At 72.8% G+C, this 16906-nt stretch carries 17 protein-coding genes; all 17 read right to left on the bottom strand.

Going from position 1 to position 16906, the window contains the following annotated elements:
* Nucleotides 1-32: 32 nt before the first annotated feature.
* Nucleotides 33-605, bottom strand: a complete 573-nt coding sequence (locus tag ACZ63I_RS01985; RefSeq protein ID WP_469334428.1) for a Uma2 family endonuclease — start codon at nt 603-605, stop codon at nt 33-35.
* The gene (locus tag ACZ63I_RS01980; protein WP_469334426.1) at nt 602-1195 is read right to left on the bottom strand and encodes a Uma2 family endonuclease; all 594 of its coding nucleotides are present in this window, start codon (nt 1193-1195) and stop codon (nt 602-604) included. Before ACZ63I_RS01980 ends, ACZ63I_RS01985 begins: the two co-directional genes overlap by 4 nt.
* A 126-nt stretch (nt 1196-1321) precedes the next feature.
* Nucleotides 1322-1981: a response regulator gene (locus tag ACZ63I_RS01975; protein ID WP_469334424.1), complete on the bottom strand. Its 660-nt coding sequence runs from the start codon at nt 1979-1981 to the stop codon at nt 1322-1324.
* A complete protein-coding gene (locus ACZ63I_RS01970) occupies nt 1978-3315 on the bottom strand; it encodes a sensor histidine kinase (RefSeq protein ID WP_469334422.1) in 1338 nt (445 codons plus the stop codon). The genes ACZ63I_RS01975 and ACZ63I_RS01970 overlap by 4 nt, the downstream gene beginning before the upstream one ends.
* Before the next feature lie 806 nt (nt 3316-4121).
* Nucleotides 4122-5024 carry an NmrA family NAD(P)-binding protein gene (locus ACZ63I_RS01965; RefSeq protein ID WP_469334420.1) on the bottom strand — a complete coding sequence of 301 codons (903 nt, stop codon included), beginning with the start codon at nt 5022-5024 and terminating at the stop codon, nt 4122-4124.
* A 48-nt stretch (nt 5025-5072) separates the two neighbouring features.
* Nucleotides 5073-5957 carry an alpha/beta hydrolase gene (locus ACZ63I_RS01960; RefSeq protein ID WP_469334418.1) on the bottom strand — a complete coding sequence of 295 codons (885 nt, stop codon included), beginning with the start codon at nt 5955-5957 and terminating at the stop codon, nt 5073-5075.
* 110 nt (nt 5958-6067) lie between these two features.
* Nucleotides 6068-6562, bottom strand: a complete 495-nt coding sequence (locus ACZ63I_RS01955) for a rhodanese-like domain-containing protein (RefSeq protein ID WP_469334416.1) — start codon at nt 6560-6562, stop codon at nt 6068-6070.
* Between the two features lie 127 nt (nt 6563-6689).
* Nucleotides 6690-8087, bottom strand: a complete 1398-nt coding sequence (gene kynU / locus ACZ63I_RS01950) for a kynureninase (RefSeq protein ID WP_469334414.1) — start codon at nt 8085-8087, stop codon at nt 6690-6692.
* Nucleotides 8080-8928, bottom strand: a complete 849-nt coding sequence (locus ACZ63I_RS01945; protein WP_469334412.1) for a tryptophan 2,3-dioxygenase — start codon at nt 8926-8928, stop codon at nt 8080-8082. Before ACZ63I_RS01945 ends, kynU begins: the two co-directional genes overlap by 8 nt.
* 96 nt (nt 8929-9024) lie before the next feature.
* Nucleotides 9025-9681 (bottom strand): DUF3152 domain-containing protein, encoded by a 657-nt coding sequence (locus ACZ63I_RS01940; protein WP_469334410.1) that lies wholly within the window; start codon nt 9679-9681, stop codon nt 9025-9027.
* A 253-nt stretch (nt 9682-9934) separates the two neighbouring features.
* Complete coding sequence (locus tag ACZ63I_RS01935; protein ID WP_469334408.1) at nt 9935-10348, bottom strand: DUF3151 domain-containing protein; 414 nt, start codon at nt 10346-10348, stop codon at nt 9935-9937.
* An 11-nt stretch (nt 10349-10359) separates the two neighbouring features.
* Nucleotides 10360-11853: an MFS transporter gene (locus tag ACZ63I_RS01930; RefSeq protein ID WP_469334406.1), complete on the bottom strand. Its 1494-nt coding sequence runs from the start codon at nt 11851-11853 to the stop codon at nt 10360-10362.
* Nucleotides 11854-11919: 66 nt separating this feature from the next.
* Nucleotides 11920-13101 carry a MalY/PatB family protein gene (locus tag ACZ63I_RS01925; RefSeq protein ID WP_469334404.1) on the bottom strand — a complete coding sequence of 394 codons (1182 nt, stop codon included), beginning with the start codon at nt 13099-13101 and terminating at the stop codon, nt 11920-11922.
* A 99-nt stretch (nt 13102-13200) separates the two neighbouring features.
* Nucleotides 13201-14232, bottom strand: a complete 1032-nt coding sequence (gene fbaA, locus ACZ63I_RS01920) for a class II fructose-bisphosphate aldolase (protein WP_469334402.1) — start codon at nt 14230-14232, stop codon at nt 13201-13203.
* Between the two features lie 201 nt (nt 14233-14433).
* Entirely contained in the window at nt 14434-14973 is a 540-nt protein-coding gene (gene pyrE / locus ACZ63I_RS01915) for an orotate phosphoribosyltransferase (protein WP_469334400.1), read from the bottom strand.
* A 105-nt stretch (nt 14974-15078) separates the two neighbouring features.
* On the bottom strand, nt 15079-15876 hold the full coding sequence (locus ACZ63I_RS01910) for an aldose epimerase family protein (RefSeq protein ID WP_469334398.1): 798 nt from the start codon (nt 15874-15876) through the stop codon (nt 15079-15081).
* A 17-nt stretch (nt 15877-15893) separates the two neighbouring features.
* Nucleotides 15894-16904 (bottom strand): SRPBCC domain-containing protein, encoded by a 1011-nt coding sequence (locus ACZ63I_RS01905; protein ID WP_469334396.1) that lies wholly within the window; start codon nt 16902-16904, stop codon nt 15894-15896.
* Between the last annotated feature and the right edge of the window lie 2 nt (nt 16905-16906).

Raw genomic sequence — 16906 nt, 5'->3', positions numbered from 1 at the left:
CTGTGGACAAGTTCACCGGCGCGCCGACCTCGTCAGGGCACGTACTCCTTGGGGATTTCGGTATCCAGCTCGATCCCCACCGGATCCGGCAGGACGAGCTTGCCACCGAACGCCGCCGTGTCGACGCACCGATAGCCGCCTGGCGCCGGATCGCTGTACACGGTGACCGCGCGCGCGTCGCGGTCGATCAGCAGGTGGAGCGGAATCCCGGCGGCCGCGTGAGCGACCGGCTTCCCCTCCCGGTCAAGCCTGGCGGATTCGGATTCGGATTCGGCGTCGGCGTCGGCGTCGGCGTCGGTGTCGGCGTCGGCGTCGGCGTCGGTGTCGGATTCGGCGTCGGTGTCGGATTCGGCGTCGGCGTCGGCGTCGGCGTCGTACGAGGTGACCTCGACGGTCATCAGCACACCGGCCACGCCCGCGTACTCGCCCTGCCCCGCGAAGGTGCCGTCCGGGGCCAGCACCGCGGTGGGTTTGACCCGGTCCCCGCCATCAGCCCCGACCCGCAGCCCGAGCTTCCCGTCGGCATAGAGCCACAGGTCGGCCCGCGCCCGCGCGCAGCGCTCCTGCAGCCACCGGACGATCTCCCTGTGGTTGCCGTCCGTCACACGCCCGCGCCCGGTCCGGCCGTCGACGAACCCGGAAGCGTCTCCGTGTCGAGCTCGAAACCGACGGGGTCCGGCAGTACGAGCCTCTCCCCGAAGCGGGTCTTTCGCGTGCGCCGGTAGCTGCCCGTGGCCGGATCGGGATCGCTGTGCACGCAGATGACGCGTGTGTCGCGGTCGATCAGCAGATACACCGGAATGCCGGCGGCCGCGTAAGCGACCGGCTTCTCCTCGCGGTCCCGTCGGCCGGTGTCCGCTTCGCAGGAGGTCACCTCCAGGGTCATCAGCACTCCATCAGGGTCGGCCCACTCCCCCTGCCCGGCGAAATGCCCTGTGGGAACCAGCGATCCGTCAGGCCGGGCACGGCCCCGGCCGTGCTTCTCGACCTTGAGTCCCTGGAGCGGGTTCAGGTTCAGATCCGGCCGGGCCTGCACGCACCGGCGCATCAGCCACATGACGACCGTCCCGTGGTCGCCGTCGGCCGCCTTCCTGACCCCGATCCGGCCACCGATGAATTCCAGCCTGACGGTATCGGTCTCTGCGGCGGCGAACTTGGCGACCTTCTCGAACTCGTCCACCTCAATGGTGACCATGGTGATGCCCTCCTGTCAGGTAGGCACCAGCATGATCACATTCGGCACGTGGCTTCTGGCATATGCCAGACGATCACCCATTCGGGTGGCGACGGCCCCGAAGGCCCGCCCCCTTACCCGCCCCCGTCACGCCGGCGTCACCAGCCGCGCCTCGTACGCGAACACCGCCGCCTGCGTGCGGTCGCGCAGGCCCAGTTTCACCAGGACGCGGCTCACATGCGTCTTGATCGTGGACTCCGCCACCACCAGGTGCTCCGCGATCTCCGCGTTCGACAGGCCCTGGGCGATCAGCACCAGCACCTCCGTCTCGCGCTCCGTCAGATCGCCGACCCGGGCCAGCGCCGGGGCGCGGGGGGTTTCCGCCAGGCGGGAGAACTCCGTGATCAGGCGGCGGGTGACCGTGGGGGCGAGCAGGGCCTCGCCGGACGCCACCACCCGTACGCCGTCGGCCAGTTGGCGCGCCGACGCGTCCTTCAGCAGGAAGCCGGAAGCGCCCGCGCGCAGCGCCTGGTAGACGTACTCGTCCAGGTCGAAGGTGGTCAGGACCAGCACCTTCGCCGCCGCATCCGCCGCGACGATCTCGCGGGTCGCGTCGATGCCGTTCAGTTCCGGCATGCGGATGTCCATCAGCACCACGTCGGGGTGGAGCGCGGCGACCTGGGTGACGGCCTCGCGGCCGTTCACCGCCTCGCCCACCACCTCGATGTCGGGCATCGCGTTCAGCAGTACGGAGAAGCCCTCGCGGACCATCACCTGGTCGTCGACGATCAGTACCCGGATCGTCATGACGACGCCTCCCCGCGCTGCGCGCTCTCGTCCCGCTCGGCCTTCACGTCCCGCTCGGCCTTCGGGACCGGGATGAACGCCGTGACCTCGTACCCGCCGTCCTGCGTCGGCTCCGCCGTCATCTCGCCGTTCAGCATCGTCACCCGCTCCCGCATCCCGGTGATCCCGTGCCCCGCCCCCGGCGACGGCTTGACCGGACCCTGCGGCGGCGTGTTCACGATCCGCAGGCCGAGCCCGCCGAGCACGTAGCTGACCTCGACGTCCGCCGTCGACCCCGGCGCGTGCCGGAGCGTGTTGCTGAGCGCCTCCTGCACGATGCGGTACGCCGACAGCTCCACGCCCTGCGGCAGCTCCCGCACCGCACCGGTGATCGTCTTGCGTACGGTCAGACCCGCCTCGCCGACGTTCGCCAGCAGCCCGTCCAGCTCGGCCAGGGTGGGCTGCGGGGCGTCGGGCGCCTGGTAGTCCTCCGCCCGTACGACACCGAGGACGCGGCGCAGCTCCGTCAGCGCCGCCACCGCGTTCTCGCGGATCGTGGCGAACGCCTGCTCCAGCTCGGGCGGCGGGTTCTCGACGCGGTACGGAGCCGCCTCGGCCTGGATCGCGACGACCGACATGTGGTGCGCGACCACGTCGTGCAGTTCGCGCGCGATGGTGGTGCGCTCCTCCAGCAGCGTGCGCCGGTCGCGTTCGACGGCGGTGACGCTCTGCTGGGCCGCGACCTCCCGCACCGCGTTCCTGCGGATGTGCAGCGCCGTGACCGTCAGCAGGGCGAGCGCGGAGAGGAAGAGCATGGGCGCGGCCGTCGACGAGCCGTAGTACCCCCGCCCGAGGAACGCCTCGGAGAACAGCCCGTACACCGCGGTCAGCACCCACATCCAGGCGGCGGTACGCGGCCGGGTACGGGCGGCGACCACGGTGATCACGATCAGGTACGCGACGAAGGGGGCGGGCGTCCACGGCATCCCGCCGTCCGGGTAGAACAGGTACGTCACCGCCGAGACCCCGAGCGCCAGCCACCAGGCACCCACCGGCCTGGCCAGCGTGAGCAGCACGGGTGCGGCGGCGAGCAGGCCGACCATCGGCGAGCCGGCGGCGAAGCCGCCGAGCAGCACCACCAGCGCGCCGAACATGATCACCGCGTGCGGCGTCCAGACGGCGCCTTCGCGTATCCGGGGCGGCAGCCTGCGGACGATCGGGCCGTCCGCCCGCAGCGGCGCGAGCGGCCGGTAGGCGAAGGCGTCGTGGAAGAGGCCCTGGCGCAGACCGGCGACGGTGTCGGCGGCCAGGCGGAACTCGGGGCTCCGGGTCTTCCCGGTATCTGTCTCGGTCACACTGCAACGGTAGGGGCCGGGGCGGCCGGGGTCGTCACCAGCGAAGCGGATCCTGCCGCCTCCGTCCCAGGTACTACGTGGCGCGGACACGTCCCCCCTCAGCCCCGCCACGCGCGACGCGGGCCGGCGGTACGCGCGCGTGAATCGCGTCACGCGGGCGGGTGCCGGGCGCCGGGGCCCCGTACGGGACGACGCCGAGCCCCGCCCGGGACCGGGCGCACACGCCACGAGCCCGGTACGCGCCTGTGCGCGGCGCGTCACGCGGGCCGACGCACGGCCCGGTGCCAGAACCGGCCGCACACGTCACGCCCCCGAAGCACCCACGCCCCACGCCCCACGCCCCACGCCAGGGGCCCCCGGCCACCCGCGCCACGCGAGCGGCGCCAGGCCCCGAGGCCTGCCCGCCGGCCGTTCGGTATGCACCTCTGCGCGGCGCGTCACACGGTCCGACGCACCGGACACCACGCGGAGATCGTCCACAGCACCCGGCGTACGGGCCGGTGCCAGACGCGGGACGCACACGCCACGCAGCCCGGTACGCGCCGGTGCGCGGCGCGTCACGCGGGCCGACGCACCGGGCACCACCCGGAGATCGTCCACAGCACCCCGCGTGCGGGCCGGTGCCAGACACCGGGCACACGCGCCACGCGAGCAGAGCCAGGCCCCGGGGCTGCACGCCAGCCGTTCGGTACGCACCTCTGCGCATAGGCGCATGCGGGCCGGTGCCAGACACCGGCCCGCGTACGTCATGGCACCGCCCCCGCCTGCCCACACGTCACGCCGCCCGGCGCACCCTCACCCCTCCGTCACGCCCCACCGCCCGCGCCCCCGAACTTCGCCGCGTGCTCGCGCGCCCACTGCGCGAACGTGCGGGCCGGGCGGCCCGTGACCTCCTCCACCGTTCGCACGACCGTGCGTCCCTCCGGAGGTGTGTCCGCGAAGACGCCCAGCAGGAAGTCGACCACCTCGCGCGGCTTCCCGTCCGCGATCCAGCGCTCGCGCGCCTCCCACTCGGTCAGCTCCACGAGCGTGATCGCCCGCCCCCGCGCCGCCGCCAGCGCCTCCGTCTTGTCGCGGACGGTCAGCACCTCGGGCCCGGTGAGCAGATACCGGTGGCCCGCGTGGCCTTCCTCCGTCAGCGCGACCGCGGCGACGGCGCCGATGTCCGCCTCGTGGACCATGGCGCTCTGCCGGTCGGCGAACGGTTCGCGCACGGTGTCCTCGGTGCGGATCGTGTCGGCCCACTCCAGCGCGTTGGCCATGAACTCGACCGGCATCAGCACCGTCCAGTCGAGCCCGCTGGCCTCGACGGCCTGCTGGAGCGGGGTCTGACCGCCGCCGAACAGGACGGTGGCCCTGCGCACCCCCGACTTCTCCGCCAGTTCCGCGATCTCAAGTCCGGTCTCCAGCGAGGCGAAGAGGTCGCCGCCGAAGGTGATCAGATGCAGTCCGGTGGCGCCGTCCAGGGCGGGCCCGAGGCCCGCGGGGTCGGTGAGGTCGCCCCGTACGATCTCGACCTCGGCCGGCAGACCGGCCGCCGCCACCCGCGCCGGGTCACGGGTCAGCGCGCGTACGGTGTGGCCGCGGCCCAGCAGCTCGGCGACGACCTGCCGGCCGACGGTGCCGGTCGCTCCGGTGACGAGGACGGTCTGGGGGTCATCCGTTTTGCCGTTATGAGTACCGCTGGTCGCATTCGCGTGGTTCGTCATGCAGACACCATAGGAAGACTTGCGGTCACATTCCGTCCGCCACCGGCTTCACCACGCGAGCTGCGCCAGCTCCTCCGCCACCACCGCGCACGCGTCGGCCGCCGGGTCGATCAGCGGGAAATGGCCGACGTCGTCCAGCAGCGTCAGCCCGACCATCTCCCCCGCGCCTGCCGCCGCCGCCACGAACGCGTCGGACACGGCCGACGGCACGGTGATGTCCTCCCTGCCGTGCACCACGGCGGTGGCGATCCCGGTGGGCAGCAGGGCCGCCGGGTCCGCGCTCTCCTTGCGCCGTTTGAACTCCGGCCCGTCACCCAGCAGTTGCCCGATCGCCCCACCGCACACGTCGAGGTCGACCGCGCTCGTCAGATCCGCGATCGGCGCCAGCGCGACGACCCCGCGCAGCGGCGGCGCGGCGGGCAGCCGCCAGGGCGAGCCCTCGGGCAGTACGTGCCGGGCGGCGGCCCACAGCGCGAGGTGGCCGCCGGCGGAGTGCCCGGTCAGCACGGTCCGCCGTACGTCGGCCTGCGGCAGGGCGGCGCCGACGAGCGCGGGCAGCGCGTCCAGCGCCGCCGCCACGTCGTCGAACGTCTCGGGCCAGCGCCCGGCGACCGGTGCGTCGGTGTCCTGGTGCGGCAGCCCCGAGCCGCGCCGGTACTCCACGTTGGCGACGGCGAAACCGCGCCGCGCGAGGAAGTCGGCGAACGGGGACAGGTGCACGCGGTCGTACGGTGAGCGCCAGGCGCCGCCGTGCAGCACGACGACGAGCGGCACCCGCTCCTGGCCGCCGCGCGGCGCGTAGAAGTCGATCACCTGATCGGGGTGCTCGCCGTACGCGGCGCTCGCATCGGGCAGGACGGCCGGATGCGAGAAGAGCGACTCGCTCTCGGCGGCGTCGAGAGCGACGGGATCGCGCCCCGCTGGATCCGGCATGGTGCTCCAACCTTTCGGTACGGCGGCCGAATTGATCTGACCAGCGGGGACGGTATCAGCCACGCGGGGGCACTCGCAGCGTCCAGGCAGGGGCGGGCCGCTTCCCGCTGTCAGCAGCCGCAGGAGATGGCGCCGCGCGGCGCGGTCAGCTCGTCCACGGGCCGCCGCTCGACACCGTCGGCGGTCCGTACGGCGAAGCCCTCGCGCACCCAGTACTCGTACCCGCCGATCATCTCCTTGACCGGTATGCCGAGCCGGGCGAACGCCAGCGCCGCGCGGGTGGCGCCGTTGCAGCCGGGGCCCCAGCAGTACGTCACGACGACCGCGCCCGCCGGTACGACGTCGGCGGCGCGAGCCGCGATCTCGGCGGTGGGCAGATGGACGGCGCCCGGCAGATGCCCCTGGTCCCAGGCCTCGGTGCTGCGCGAGTCGACGACGACCAGGCCGGGGGCGTGCGCCTCCAGGTCGGCGTGGACGTCACTGACGTCCGCCTCGAAGGACAGCCGGGCGGCGAAGTGCGCGAGGGCGGCGGCGGATTCGGCGGGCGGGACGGCGGTGACCGTGGAAGCGGGCGGGGTGAGCGGGGTGAACTGTGTGTTCGTCATAGCGACGATCCTGCCGACCGCGGCCACCTCCGGCGAGTGGCGGGAACGCCGCCACTCATCAAGATCCCGCCACACCCCGCACCGCACCGCACACCGCACCGCCACACCCCGCCAACCCTGAGAGGCCCTAACCCGCCGCCGGGATCTCCCGCAGCACCTCGCCCAGCGTCCGCGCCGCGCGCTCCGCGTCCGCGAACCCCACGTACAGCGGCGTGAAGCCGAACCGCAGCACGTCCGGCCTGCGCAGGTCGCCGACCACCCCGCGCTCGATGAGCGCGGCCATCACGGCCGGCGCCTCGGCGCAGCGCAGGGCGACCTGGCTGCCGCGTTCGGCGTGGGCGGCCGGGGTCAGCGAACTGACCCTGTCCGCGGGGGCGTACGCCGTCACGCACTCCAGGAAGAAGTCCGTCAGCGCCAGGCTCTTGGCCCGTACGGCGTCGATGCTCACGCCGTCCCACACGTCGAGCGCCGCTTCGAGCGCCAGCATGGAGAGGATGTCGGGCGTACCGACCCGGCCCCGCACGGCGCCGTCCGCCGCCGTGAAGTCCTGCGCCATCGCGAACGGGTCCGCGTGCGAGTTCCAGCCGGGCAGCGGCGAGTCGAACCGCTCCTGGTGGCGCTCGGCGACGTACAGGAAGGCGGGCGAACCGGGGCCGCCGTTCAGGAACTTGTACGTGCAGCCGACCGCGAGGTCCACGCCGTGCTCGTCGAGCCCGACCGGCAGCGCGCCCGCGCTGTGGCACAGGTCCCAGACGGCGAGGCCGCCCGCTTCGTGCACGGCCTCGGTGAGTCCGGCCAGGTCGTGCAGCCGGCCGGTGCGGAAGTCCGCGTGGTTGACCAGGACGACGGCCGTACGGGGGCCGAGCGAGCCCGGCAGTTCGGCCGGGTCGACGGGGACGAGCGGCATGCCGGTCATCCGTGCGACCGAGCGGGCGATGTAGCCGTCGGTGGGGAAGGTCGTGGCGTCCACGACGATCTCGTCCCGCGCCGGGTCGGCGGGGTCGAGCAGCCGTACGGCGCCCATCAGCGCCTTGAAGACGTTCACACTGGTCGAGTCACCGACCACGATCCGGCCCTGACCCGCGCCGACGAGCGGCGCGATGCGGTCGCCGATCCGCTCGGGCGCCGTCCACCAGCCGCTCTCGTCCCAGGAGCGGATGCGCAGCTCGCCCCACTGGCGGGTGATGACGTCCTGGACCCGCTCGGGAACGTTCCTCGGCAGCGCGCCGAGGGAGTTGCCGTCGAGATAGACCGCGTCCGGTTCGAGCGCGAACAGCTCACGGCAGGAGGCGAGTTCGTCGGCGGCGTCGAGTTCGGCGGCGCGTGCCGCGAGGGCGGAGGCAGCCGGGACGGGCGGGACGGTGGAGGCCGCCCGGCCGGGGACGGTGGAGGCCGCCCGGCCGGGGACGGTAGAGGCCGCCCGGCCGGGGACGGTGGAGGCCGCCCGGCCGGGGGCGGCGAGGGCGGCGGGGGCGGCCGGGCCGGGGGCGGGGACGGCCGGATCGGCCGCGCGGGAGTCAGACATGGCTGCGCGCCGTCCACAGCTCGGGGAACACGTTCTTCGTGGCGCGCTTCTCCAGCCAGGCGACCCCGGCGGAGCCGCCCGTGCCGGTCTTGGAGCCCATCGCGCGGCGGGTCGCCACCAGATGGTCGTTGCGCCATCGCCACACCAACTCGCCGACGTCCGTCAACGCCTCTCCCAGTCTGATCAGTTCGGAATGCTGGTCCGGGTCGGCGTACACACCGGCCCAGATCGCCTCGACCTCGGGCGACGGCTCGTACTTGAGCGACAGGTCGCGGTCGAGGACGGCGGCGGGTACGGGCAGCCCGCGCCGGGCGAGCAGCCGCACCACCTCGTCGTACACGCTCGGTTCGTGCAGCGCCTTCTCCAACTCGGCGTGCACGCGCGGCGCGCCCCGGTGCGGTACGAGCATCCCCGCCGACTTCTCGCCGAGCAGGAACTCCATCCGCCGGTACATCGCCGACTGGAAGCCGGACCCCTCGCCCAACGAGCCGCGGTACGAGTTGAACTGAGCGGGCGTCAGTTGGCCGAGCGGCTTCCACGAGGCGTTGAGCGCCTCCAGCTCGCGCACGGAGCGCTTCAACGCGTCGACGGCGACCTGCGTACGGTCCTCGCGCAGCGCGCGCGACGCGGTCTCCCACTCGTGGACGATGACCGTGAACCACAGCTCCATGACCTGGGTGGTGACGAGGAAGACCATCTCGCCGGGGTCGTCGGAGAGCAGATGCTGGAGATGGGTGAGGGTGTCCGCCTGGACGTAGTCCTCGTACGGCGTGGTGCCGGCGAAGTCCAGATTGGGGGTCTCGGGGTCCTGCGCCGGTTCCGGCGTCGGGTCGTGCGGCATGGCTGTCTCCTCGGAATCGCTTCCGGGTAGCGGTCCGCCCCATCCCTTCGGTTTCGGAGCCCCGGTCCCCTGCTTCGCATCATAAAGGCAGGCAGCTCAGCGCGCCGGACCTGTGATGTACGTGCCGTAGTCGTCGTAGGGCCAGGCATTGGCGCGGCATCCGTCGAGCCCCTTGATCTGCTGCATCATCACCGGCGCGAGCTTGCCGGGGCCCGCGCAGCCCAGATGCTGGCGAATGCCGATCTCGTGTCCGACCTCGTGGTTGATGATCAGATGCCGGTACGCGGCGGGCGGCCCGTCGAAGGTCGGCGAGCCCTGTGTCCAGCGCCGCAGATTCACCACGACACCGGCCGTCGTCTCGCAGTTCAGCTCGCCGCCGGTGTCCAGGCCCTGGGCGAGGCAGAGCCGGTCCGCGCCGGCGGGAGTGGCGATCCTGATGGTGAAGTCGGCCCGGGAGGAGACGAGCTGGAAGGTGCCGCGGCCGTGCGCGGCCCAGCTCCGCGGGTCGGCGAGGATGCGCTCGATGTCGGCAGCCGCGGCCTCGGCGGATATCCCGGCGCCCTCCTCGACCTCGACGGAGTAGCGGCGCAGCGGGCCGGAGCCCGTCGGGGCGCCGTCCGACCGGGCGGTGACGAAGACCGGCTGCTGCCCGCCGCCCGGCAGCGCGGCATGCGCCCCGCCGCACATGGTGACGACGAGCAGGCACAGCAGGGCGAGCAGACCGCAGCGCACGGCCTGCGTGCGGCGGGCCACGCCCCGTCGCCGCACCGCGCGCCATCGGACTGCCCGAGACTCGTTCCCCATGCCGACCATGCCGGACCTCCCCTGAACGGACCGAAGGCCCGCGCCCGGATGAAAAGACGGGCGGGGCCCTCGATAGGTTGATCACGCAACCGTTCAGGAACGATCTTCGTTGCAGCCGATCGACCGGCCGGTCAGCCGGTCAGCCGTTCGACCCGCCGGTCAGCCGGTCAGCGGTCCGGCAGGACGGCGCGTCAGCCGCCGGTCAGCCCAGGGTGTCGGCAGCCGCGGGCGACGAATCGCGCAGGAACGTCGAGCAGCGCTCGTACTCCTCCTGCTCGCCGATCGACTGCGCGGCGCGCGCGAGCGCGTGCAGGGCGCGCAGGAAGCCGCGGTTCGGCTCGTGCTCCCACGGCACCGGGCCGTGGCCCTTCCAGCCGGCCCTGCGCAGCGCGTCGAGCCCGCGGTGGTAGCCGGTCCTGGCGTACGCGTACGACTCGACGACCCGGCCGCCCTCGAACGCGTCGTCGGCGAGCCGGGCCCAGGCCAGTGAGGAGGTCGGGTACTTCGCTGCGACATCGGCGGGCGACGTCCCGTTCGCGAGCAGTTCGCGCGGTTCGGGGTCGTCGGGCAGCTCGGTGGGGGGCGGTCCCCCCAGGAGGTCTTTGTGAATGGCCATGGGCTCTAGTGTCACAGGTCCTGGACCGATTCGCGGCCAGGTCCGCCGGTTGCCCGGAGCCGCCGCACCGGTTCGAGCGGCGGCCCGGCGACCCCGCAGTGGATCCGGCACTCCGGCTCGCTCCGCCCGTGCGGCTCGTCGGGTTCGAGCAACCGGGTACGTACCGTCGCGAACGCGATCACCGCGCCCACCACCAGCACCCCGGCGCAGATCGGCATCGCCCGGCGGAACGTGTCCCCGAACTCCTTCGCCGAGTGGTACGCCTCGGGGCCCATGCCCGCCAGCAGCGGCAGCGCGGCGACCGCGATCAGTCCCGCGGCGCGCGCGGCCGCGTTGTTGACGCCGCTGGCGAGACCCGCCCGGCCGGTCTCCACGGACGCGAGGACCGTCGCCGTCAGCGGCGCGACGAGGGTCACCATGCCGACGCCCTGCACCACCAGCGCGGGCAGGATGTCGGGGAGGTACGAGGCGTGCTCGCCGACGCGCAGCATCAGCAGCATGCCGGTGGCGCACAGCAGCGGCCCGACCGTCAGCGGGATACGCGGCCCGATCTTCGAAGCGAGCTGCCCGGAGCGCGCCGAGAACAGCAGCATCAGCACGGTCGTCGGCAGCAGCGCCGTACCGGCGCCGAGCGCCGAGTAGCCCACGACGACCTGGAGCTGGAGCGTGACGAGGAAGAAGAACCCGCCGAACGCCGCGTACACGCACAGCGTCACCAGGTTCACCGCCGTGAACTGGCGCGACCTGAAGATGCCGAGCGGCAGCATGGGGTCCGGCCGCCGCTTCTCGACCAGCACGAAGACCGCGCCGACGAGCACGCCCAGCACCCCCGCCCACCAGACCTTGGCGATCAGCGAGTAGGTGACGAGTCCGAGCGCCGCAGCGGCGAGCACCGCGCCGCCCACGTCGAACCGGCCGTGGTGCGCCGGGTCCCGGGACTCCGGTACGTGCCGGAGCGCGACCGGCACGCACACGGCGGCCAGCGGCAGATTGATCAGGAACACCCAGCGCCAGCCGGGTCCGTCGACCAGCCACCCGCCGACGAACGGCCCGATCGCGGCGCCGACCCCGCCGAGCCCCGACCAGACGCCGACGGCCCGCGCCCGGTCGTCGGGGTGGAAGCTCGCCTGGATCAGCGCCAGGGATCCCGGGGTGAGCAGCGCGCCGCCGATGCCCTGGAGGGCGCGCGCCACGATCAGCACCCCCACGTTCGGCGCGATGCCGCACAGCAGCGAGCCGAGCGCGAACCAGACGACGCCGAACACGAACACCCGCCGCCGCCCGTACCGGTCACCGAGCGAGCCGCCGAGCAGGATGAGCCCGGCCAGCGTGAGCATGTACGCGTTGACGGTCCACTGGAGCGCCGGCAGATCGGCGTGCAGGTCGTCACCGATGTGCGGCAGCGCGACGTTGACGACGGTGGAGTCCAGCAGCGCCATGCTGGAGCCGAGCACCGTCGTGAGGATGACCCAACGGCCCTTGGCCGATGACAGGCGGATATCCATGGGCGCATCATCCTCTTCCTCGTACCCAAAGGGACCCCGTCAGGGCCGGGGAGGCGGCGTCGAGGCTCAGGGCCTGAGCCGTCGCAGGGCCCTGATGAGGGCGTCCATGCCCTGCTCGGCCTTGGCGCGCGGGCAGCCCACGTTGAACCGCAGGAAGCCGTTGCACCCGTAGACCGAGCCCGGCATGATCGCGACCTTCTGGCGCTCGATCAGCTCCCGCTGGAGCGCGTCGTCGTCGATGCCCAGGGGCCGCAGGTCGAGCCAGGCGAGATAGCCGGCCTGCGGCGGCCGCCAGCCGAGTTCCGGGAAGGCGGCGGCCAGCCGGTCGGCGACCATGCGCAGGTTGTCCTCGACGTACGCGTTGAGCGCGTCCAGCCAGGGGGCGCCCGCGCGGTACGCGGCGATGTGCGCGGTCAGCGAGAGGACGGCGGGCGAGGCGAGCCCTTCGCCGGTGTACATGCGGCTGAGGAAGGCCGCGTGGTCGTCGGGGTCGCCGATGATGCCGTACGAGCCGCTCAGCGCGGCGAAGTTGAACGACTTCGTGGCGGCCGTGATCAGCGCCCACCGGCCGCTGCCGAACCGGGTCCACGGCAGATGGCGGGTGCCGGGCGGTGCGAAGTCCGGGTGGACGAAGTCGGCGTGGATCTCGTCGCTGACGACGGCGACGCCGTGCGCCGCCGCCAGCTCCGCGAACAGCGTCAGCTCGGCCTCCGTCCACACCCGCCCGGTGGGGTTGTGCGGCGAACACAGCAGCAGGATCTTGCTGTCGGGGCGGGCGAGCTGCCGCTCCAGGGCGGCCGTGTCACCGACGGGTACGCCGCGCAGCTCGCGGCCGAGTCCGGTCAGGGCCTTGCGGAAGCCGTCGTAGGTGGGGGTGTGGACGACGACACCGTCCCCCGGCTCGGTCCACATCCGCAGCAACTGCGAGAGCTGGTTGAGCACGGACGGCGCGTACACCACGCGGCTGGTCGCGACGGCGCCGTCGGCGGCGATGTCGGTGCCGTACCGGGTCTTGGACCAGTGCGCGATCGCGGACAGGAAGTCCTCGTTGCGCCAGTCCGTGTAGCCGAACACCCCGTGTGCGACGCGGCGCTGGAGCGCGTCGAGCACCTCGGGCGGCGACCGGAAGTCCATGTCGGAGATGGTGAACGGCAGCAGCCCGTCCACGCCGAACCGCTCGGCGACGCCGTCCCACTGGACACACCAGGTGCCGTGCCGGTCGACGGGGGTGTCGAAGTCGTAGCCCATGGTGATCCTCCAGCGGACATGGCGCGGGCCCGGCGCCAGAAGGCGCCGGGCCCGGTGTGCGGGTCTCTTGCTCAATTCCCCGGCAGAGCCTGCGGGAAGCTACTTGAGCCGGGTGCCGGTGGAGCGCAGCGCGGCACACGCCTCGGTGACGCGCTTGGCCATGCCGGCCTCGGCCAGCTTGCCCCAGGTGCGCGGGTCGTAGGTCTTCTTGTCGCCGACCTCGCCGTCGACCTTCAGCACACCGTCGTAGTTGCGGAACGCGTGGTCCACGACGGGGCGGGTGAAGGCGTACTGGGTGTCGGTGTCGAGGTTCATCTTCACGACGCCGTTCTCCAGCGCGGTGGCGATCTCCTCGGCGGACGAGCCCGAGCCGCCGTGGAAGACGAAGTCGAACGGCTCGCTGCCGGCCGGCTTGCCGTACTTGGCGCTGACGCCCTCCTGGAGGTCCTTCAGCAGCTCGGGGCGGAGCACGACGTTGCCCGGCTTGTAGACACCGTGGACGTTGCCGAAGGAGGCGGCCAGCAGGTAGCGGCCCTTCTCGCCCAGGCCGAGCGCCTCGGCGGTGCGCAGCGCGTCGTCGACCGTCGTGTAGAGCGAGTCGTTGATCTCGTGGCTGACGCCGTCCTCCTCGCCGCCGGTCGGGGTGATCTCGACCTCAAGGATGATCTTGGCGGCGGCGGCCTTGGCGAGCAGCTCCTCGCCGATGGCGAGGTTGTCGGCCAGGGTCTCGGCCGAGCCGTCCCACATGTGCGACTGGAAGAGCGGGTTGCGGCCGGCCTGGACGCGCTCGGCGGAAATGTCGAGCAGCGGGCGGACATAGCCGTCCAGCTTGTCCTTGGGGCAGTGGTCGGTGTGCAGCGCGACCGTGATGTCGTACTTGGTCGCGACGACATGCGCGAACTCGGCGAGCGCGACGGCGCCGGTCACCATGTCCTTGTTGTACTGCCCGCCGAGGAACTCCGCACCACCCGTGGACATCTGGATGATGCCGTCACTCTCGGCCTCGGCGAAACCGCGCAGCGCGGCGTGCAGGGTCTGGGACGAAGTCACATTGATGGCCGGGTAGGCGAACTTGCCTGCCTTCGCCCGGTCGAGCATCTCGTTGTAGACCTCGGGGGTTGCGATGGGCATGGGTCGGCTCCTATGCGATCTATGGGTGTGCGGTGCTTGTCCCTGACCTGGGCGGCGACATCATCGTCACCCCCATCTTTCCAGACTCTCGTACGGGCTCCACCTGGCTCCGGGCTGTTTCACGTGAAACAGCCCCGGCCGTACGAAATGACCAGCTCGGCCAGGTCGACCGAGGCGGCGGGGCCGGCCAGGTGGACCGGGTCAGCCGAGTCCCAGCTCCTCGACCGAGTACACGTTCACGTACGGCAGTCCGGCCTCCGCGACAGCCGGGGCCGCGCCCCGCTCCACGATGACCGCGACCGCCACGACCTCGCCGCCGGCTTCCCGTACGGCCTCGACGGCGGTCAGCGGCGAGCCGCCGGTGGTCGACGTGTCCTCGACGACCAGGCAGCGGCGGCCCTTGACGTCGGTGCCCTCGATCCGGCGCTGCATCCCGTGCGCCTTCTGCGCCTTGCGGACGACGAAGGCGTCCAGCCGCTTCCCGCGGGCGGCCGACGCGTGCAGCATCGAGGTCGCGACGGGGTCGGCGCCGAGCGTCAGACCGCCCACGCAGTCGAAGTCCAGCTCCGCCGTGGCGTCGAGCATGACCTGGCCGACCAGCGGGGCGGCGTGGCCGTCCAGCGTGATCCGGCGCAGATCGATGTACCAGTCGGCCTCTAGCCCGGAGGAGAGGGTCACTTTGCCGTGCACCACGGCGATGTCCTTGATCAGTTGGAGCAGCTTGGCCCGTACGTCAGTCATGGCCCTGAGCTTACGACCGGGCCCGCGGCCCGGCCGTCGGAGCCTCGCCGCCCCACCGGTCGCCGCCTCGCCGCCCTACCGGTCGCCGCCTCGCCGCCCCACCGGTCAGAGCCGGCGCCAGCTCCAGGTCGCGGTGATCTCCAGCGGCTCGACGGGGGTGACGAGCCGGGGCAGCGTGTTCAGCCCGTTCGGCGGCCCGGTCTGGGCCTCCACGCAGACGGCCTCGTCCTGCTCGTCGTAGAGCACGGCCCACTCCTCGCGGCTGGTCACCTTCAGCTCCAGCCGCCCCGGCCAGGTGAGCGTGACATCGACGCCGTCGGGGAAGCCGAAGCAGTCGTCCCACGGGCCCGGCCGCGGATCGATCCGGCGGCCCGTCGGCAGATGGTCGGCGCCCCGCTCCTCCTGCCAGCCGGCGGTGAAGTCGAGCCGCGCCTTCTCACCCCCGTCACCGAGGTCGCGCAGGAACCACGGGTGCCAGCCGGCCTGCGCGGGGAACGACGTGTCGTACGTCTCGACGCCCATGCCGAGCGTGAGGGAGTCGTCGGTGAGGTGGAAGGTCTGGGTGACCTTGCCGGTGTACGGCCAGGGCTCCGCCAGCTCGTACGTGCACACCGCGGCGCTCTCGTCCCGGCGCTCGGTGCGCCAGGCGGTGTCGCGGCCGGTGCCGTGAATGGCGTGCGGCGGAGAGTTGAGGGGCATCTGATGCGTCACCCCGCCGTTGCGGAACTGGCCGTTCCCGATCCGCCCGCACCACGGCACCATCGGGAAGCAGCCGAACCGCTCGCCCTGGCGCAGCAGTTCGGTGCCGCCGACCCGCAGGCCGCTGATCCGGCAGCCGTTGGCCGGATCGATGGTCAACTCGGCGTCGCCCGCCGCCAGCCGGATGCTCTCTTCGCTGCTCACGCCATGAGGTTACCCGGCTACCTGCGGCGCCTGAGCGCCCGTCCGACCACCACGGCCGAGGCGAGCGCGAGCGCGGCCGCCGGCCCGACCCAGCGGAGGGTGGCGCGCGCGCCGACGGCCTCGGGGGCCGGCACGGGCGCGTAACGGCCGCGCGGCGGCGCGTGGTCGACCTCCTCGGCGCTGCGGCCGATCATGGTGCGCCGGGCGTGCGCGGCCTCGGCGGGCGGCTCGTCGGAGTCGAACGCCCCGCCGTCGAGGTCGTCCGGGAGGTGGAAGTCGCCCTCGCCCGAGGTGGTCTCGCCGTCGAGGGGCGGCTGCGGCACAGGCGTGTCGAAGACGGAGTCCCGTGGCGCGTCGGGGACTTCGGGAATCTCGCCCGGAAGCTCGCCGGGAATGTCAGGGATCTCGCCGGGGACCTCGGCGGCACCGGCCCCGGGCTCGTCCACGTCGTCGGCCGCCGTGAGGTCGGCCGGCGAATCACCGGCACCGGCACCGGCACCGGCATCGGCAGAGGCATCGGTTTCGGCGGCCTGCTCCGGTACGGCGCCGGCACCTGCCGCAGACCCGACTCCGCCCCCGCCCCCGGCCGTCCCGTCCGTCGACTCCTCCGTCAGCCGCGCGGCGAACCGGTCCAGCAGCCGGCGCCCGGCCGCCTCCGCCTTGTCGGGCGGCAGCTCGGACAGCCGGCCCTTGGCGTCCGTCTCGCCCCGCAGGGCCAGCAGCGTGCCGCCCTGCTCCGGAGCCTCCGTGGGCCGGATCGTCAGCGTCACCCGGGCGGAGCCCGAGCCGCGCGCCTCCGTGCCCTCGCCGACGAGCGAGAAGACCCCGTCCTGCTCCGTGACGGTCAGGGTGCCCCGGTAGGTGATGGTGTGGCCGCCGATACGCACCTTGAGGCGGCCGGCGAGCTGCCCCGCCGCATCGTCGGCGTCCTGCTGGAGCCCTGGCAGACAGCTTGCGACCCGGGCGGGGTCCCGCAGCGTCTGCCGGAGGGTCTCTGCCGGAACCGGAACGAACACCTCATGGTCCATGA

Source organism: Streptomyces sp. NPDC087906 (genome assembly GCF_055584925.1).
The sequence above is the reverse complement of the archived record's forward strand: the minus strand, read 5'-3'. Positions and strand labels throughout refer to the sequence as shown.

Bases quoted from the DNA above. Each gene is read 5' to 3' on its own strand.
- ACZ63I_RS01980 (WP_469334426.1), bottom strand. From the start codon at position 1,195: ATGGTCACCATTGAGGTGGACGAGTTCGAGAAGGTCGCCAAGTTCGCC.
- ACZ63I_RS01975 (WP_469334424.1), bottom strand. From the start codon at position 1,981: ATGACGATCCGGGTACTGATCGTCGACGACCAGGTGATGGTCCGCGAG.
- ACZ63I_RS01965 (WP_469334420.1), bottom strand. From the start codon at position 5,024: ATGACGAACCACGCGAATGCGACCAGCGGTACTCATAACGGCAAAACG.
- ACZ63I_RS01960 (WP_469334418.1), bottom strand. From the start codon at position 5,957: ATGCCGGATCCAGCGGGGCGCGATCCCGTCGCTCTCGACGCCGCCGAG.
- ACZ63I_RS01955 (WP_469334416.1), bottom strand. From the start codon at position 6,562: ATGACGAACACACAGTTCACCCCGCTCACCCCGCCCGCTTCCACGGTC.
- kynU (WP_469334414.1), bottom strand. From the start codon at position 8,087: ATGTCTGACTCCCGCGCGGCCGATCCGGCCGTCCCCGCCCCCGGCCCG.
- ACZ63I_RS01945 (WP_469334412.1), bottom strand. From the start codon at position 8,928: ATGCCGCACGACCCGACGCCGGAACCGGCGCAGGACCCCGAGACCCCC.
- ACZ63I_RS01935 (WP_469334408.1), bottom strand. From the start codon at position 10,348: ATGGCCATTCACAAAGACCTCCTGGGGGGACCGCCCCCCACCGAGCTG.
- ACZ63I_RS01930 (WP_469334406.1), bottom strand. From the start codon at position 11,853: ATGGATATCCGCCTGTCATCGGCCAAGGGCCGTTGGGTCATCCTCACG.
- ACZ63I_RS01925 (WP_469334404.1), bottom strand. From the start codon at position 13,101: ATGGGCTACGACTTCGACACCCCCGTCGACCGGCACGGCACCTGGTGT.
- fbaA (WP_469334402.1), bottom strand. From the start codon at position 14,232: ATGCCCATCGCAACCCCCGAGGTCTACAACGAGATGCTCGACCGGGCG.
- pyrE (WP_469334400.1), bottom strand. From the start codon at position 14,973: ATGACTGACGTACGGGCCAAGCTGCTCCAACTGATCAAGGACATCGCC.
- ACZ63I_RS01905 (WP_469334396.1), bottom strand. From the start codon at position 16,904: ATGGACCATGAGGTGTTCGTTCCGGTTCCGGCAGAGACCCTCCGGCAG.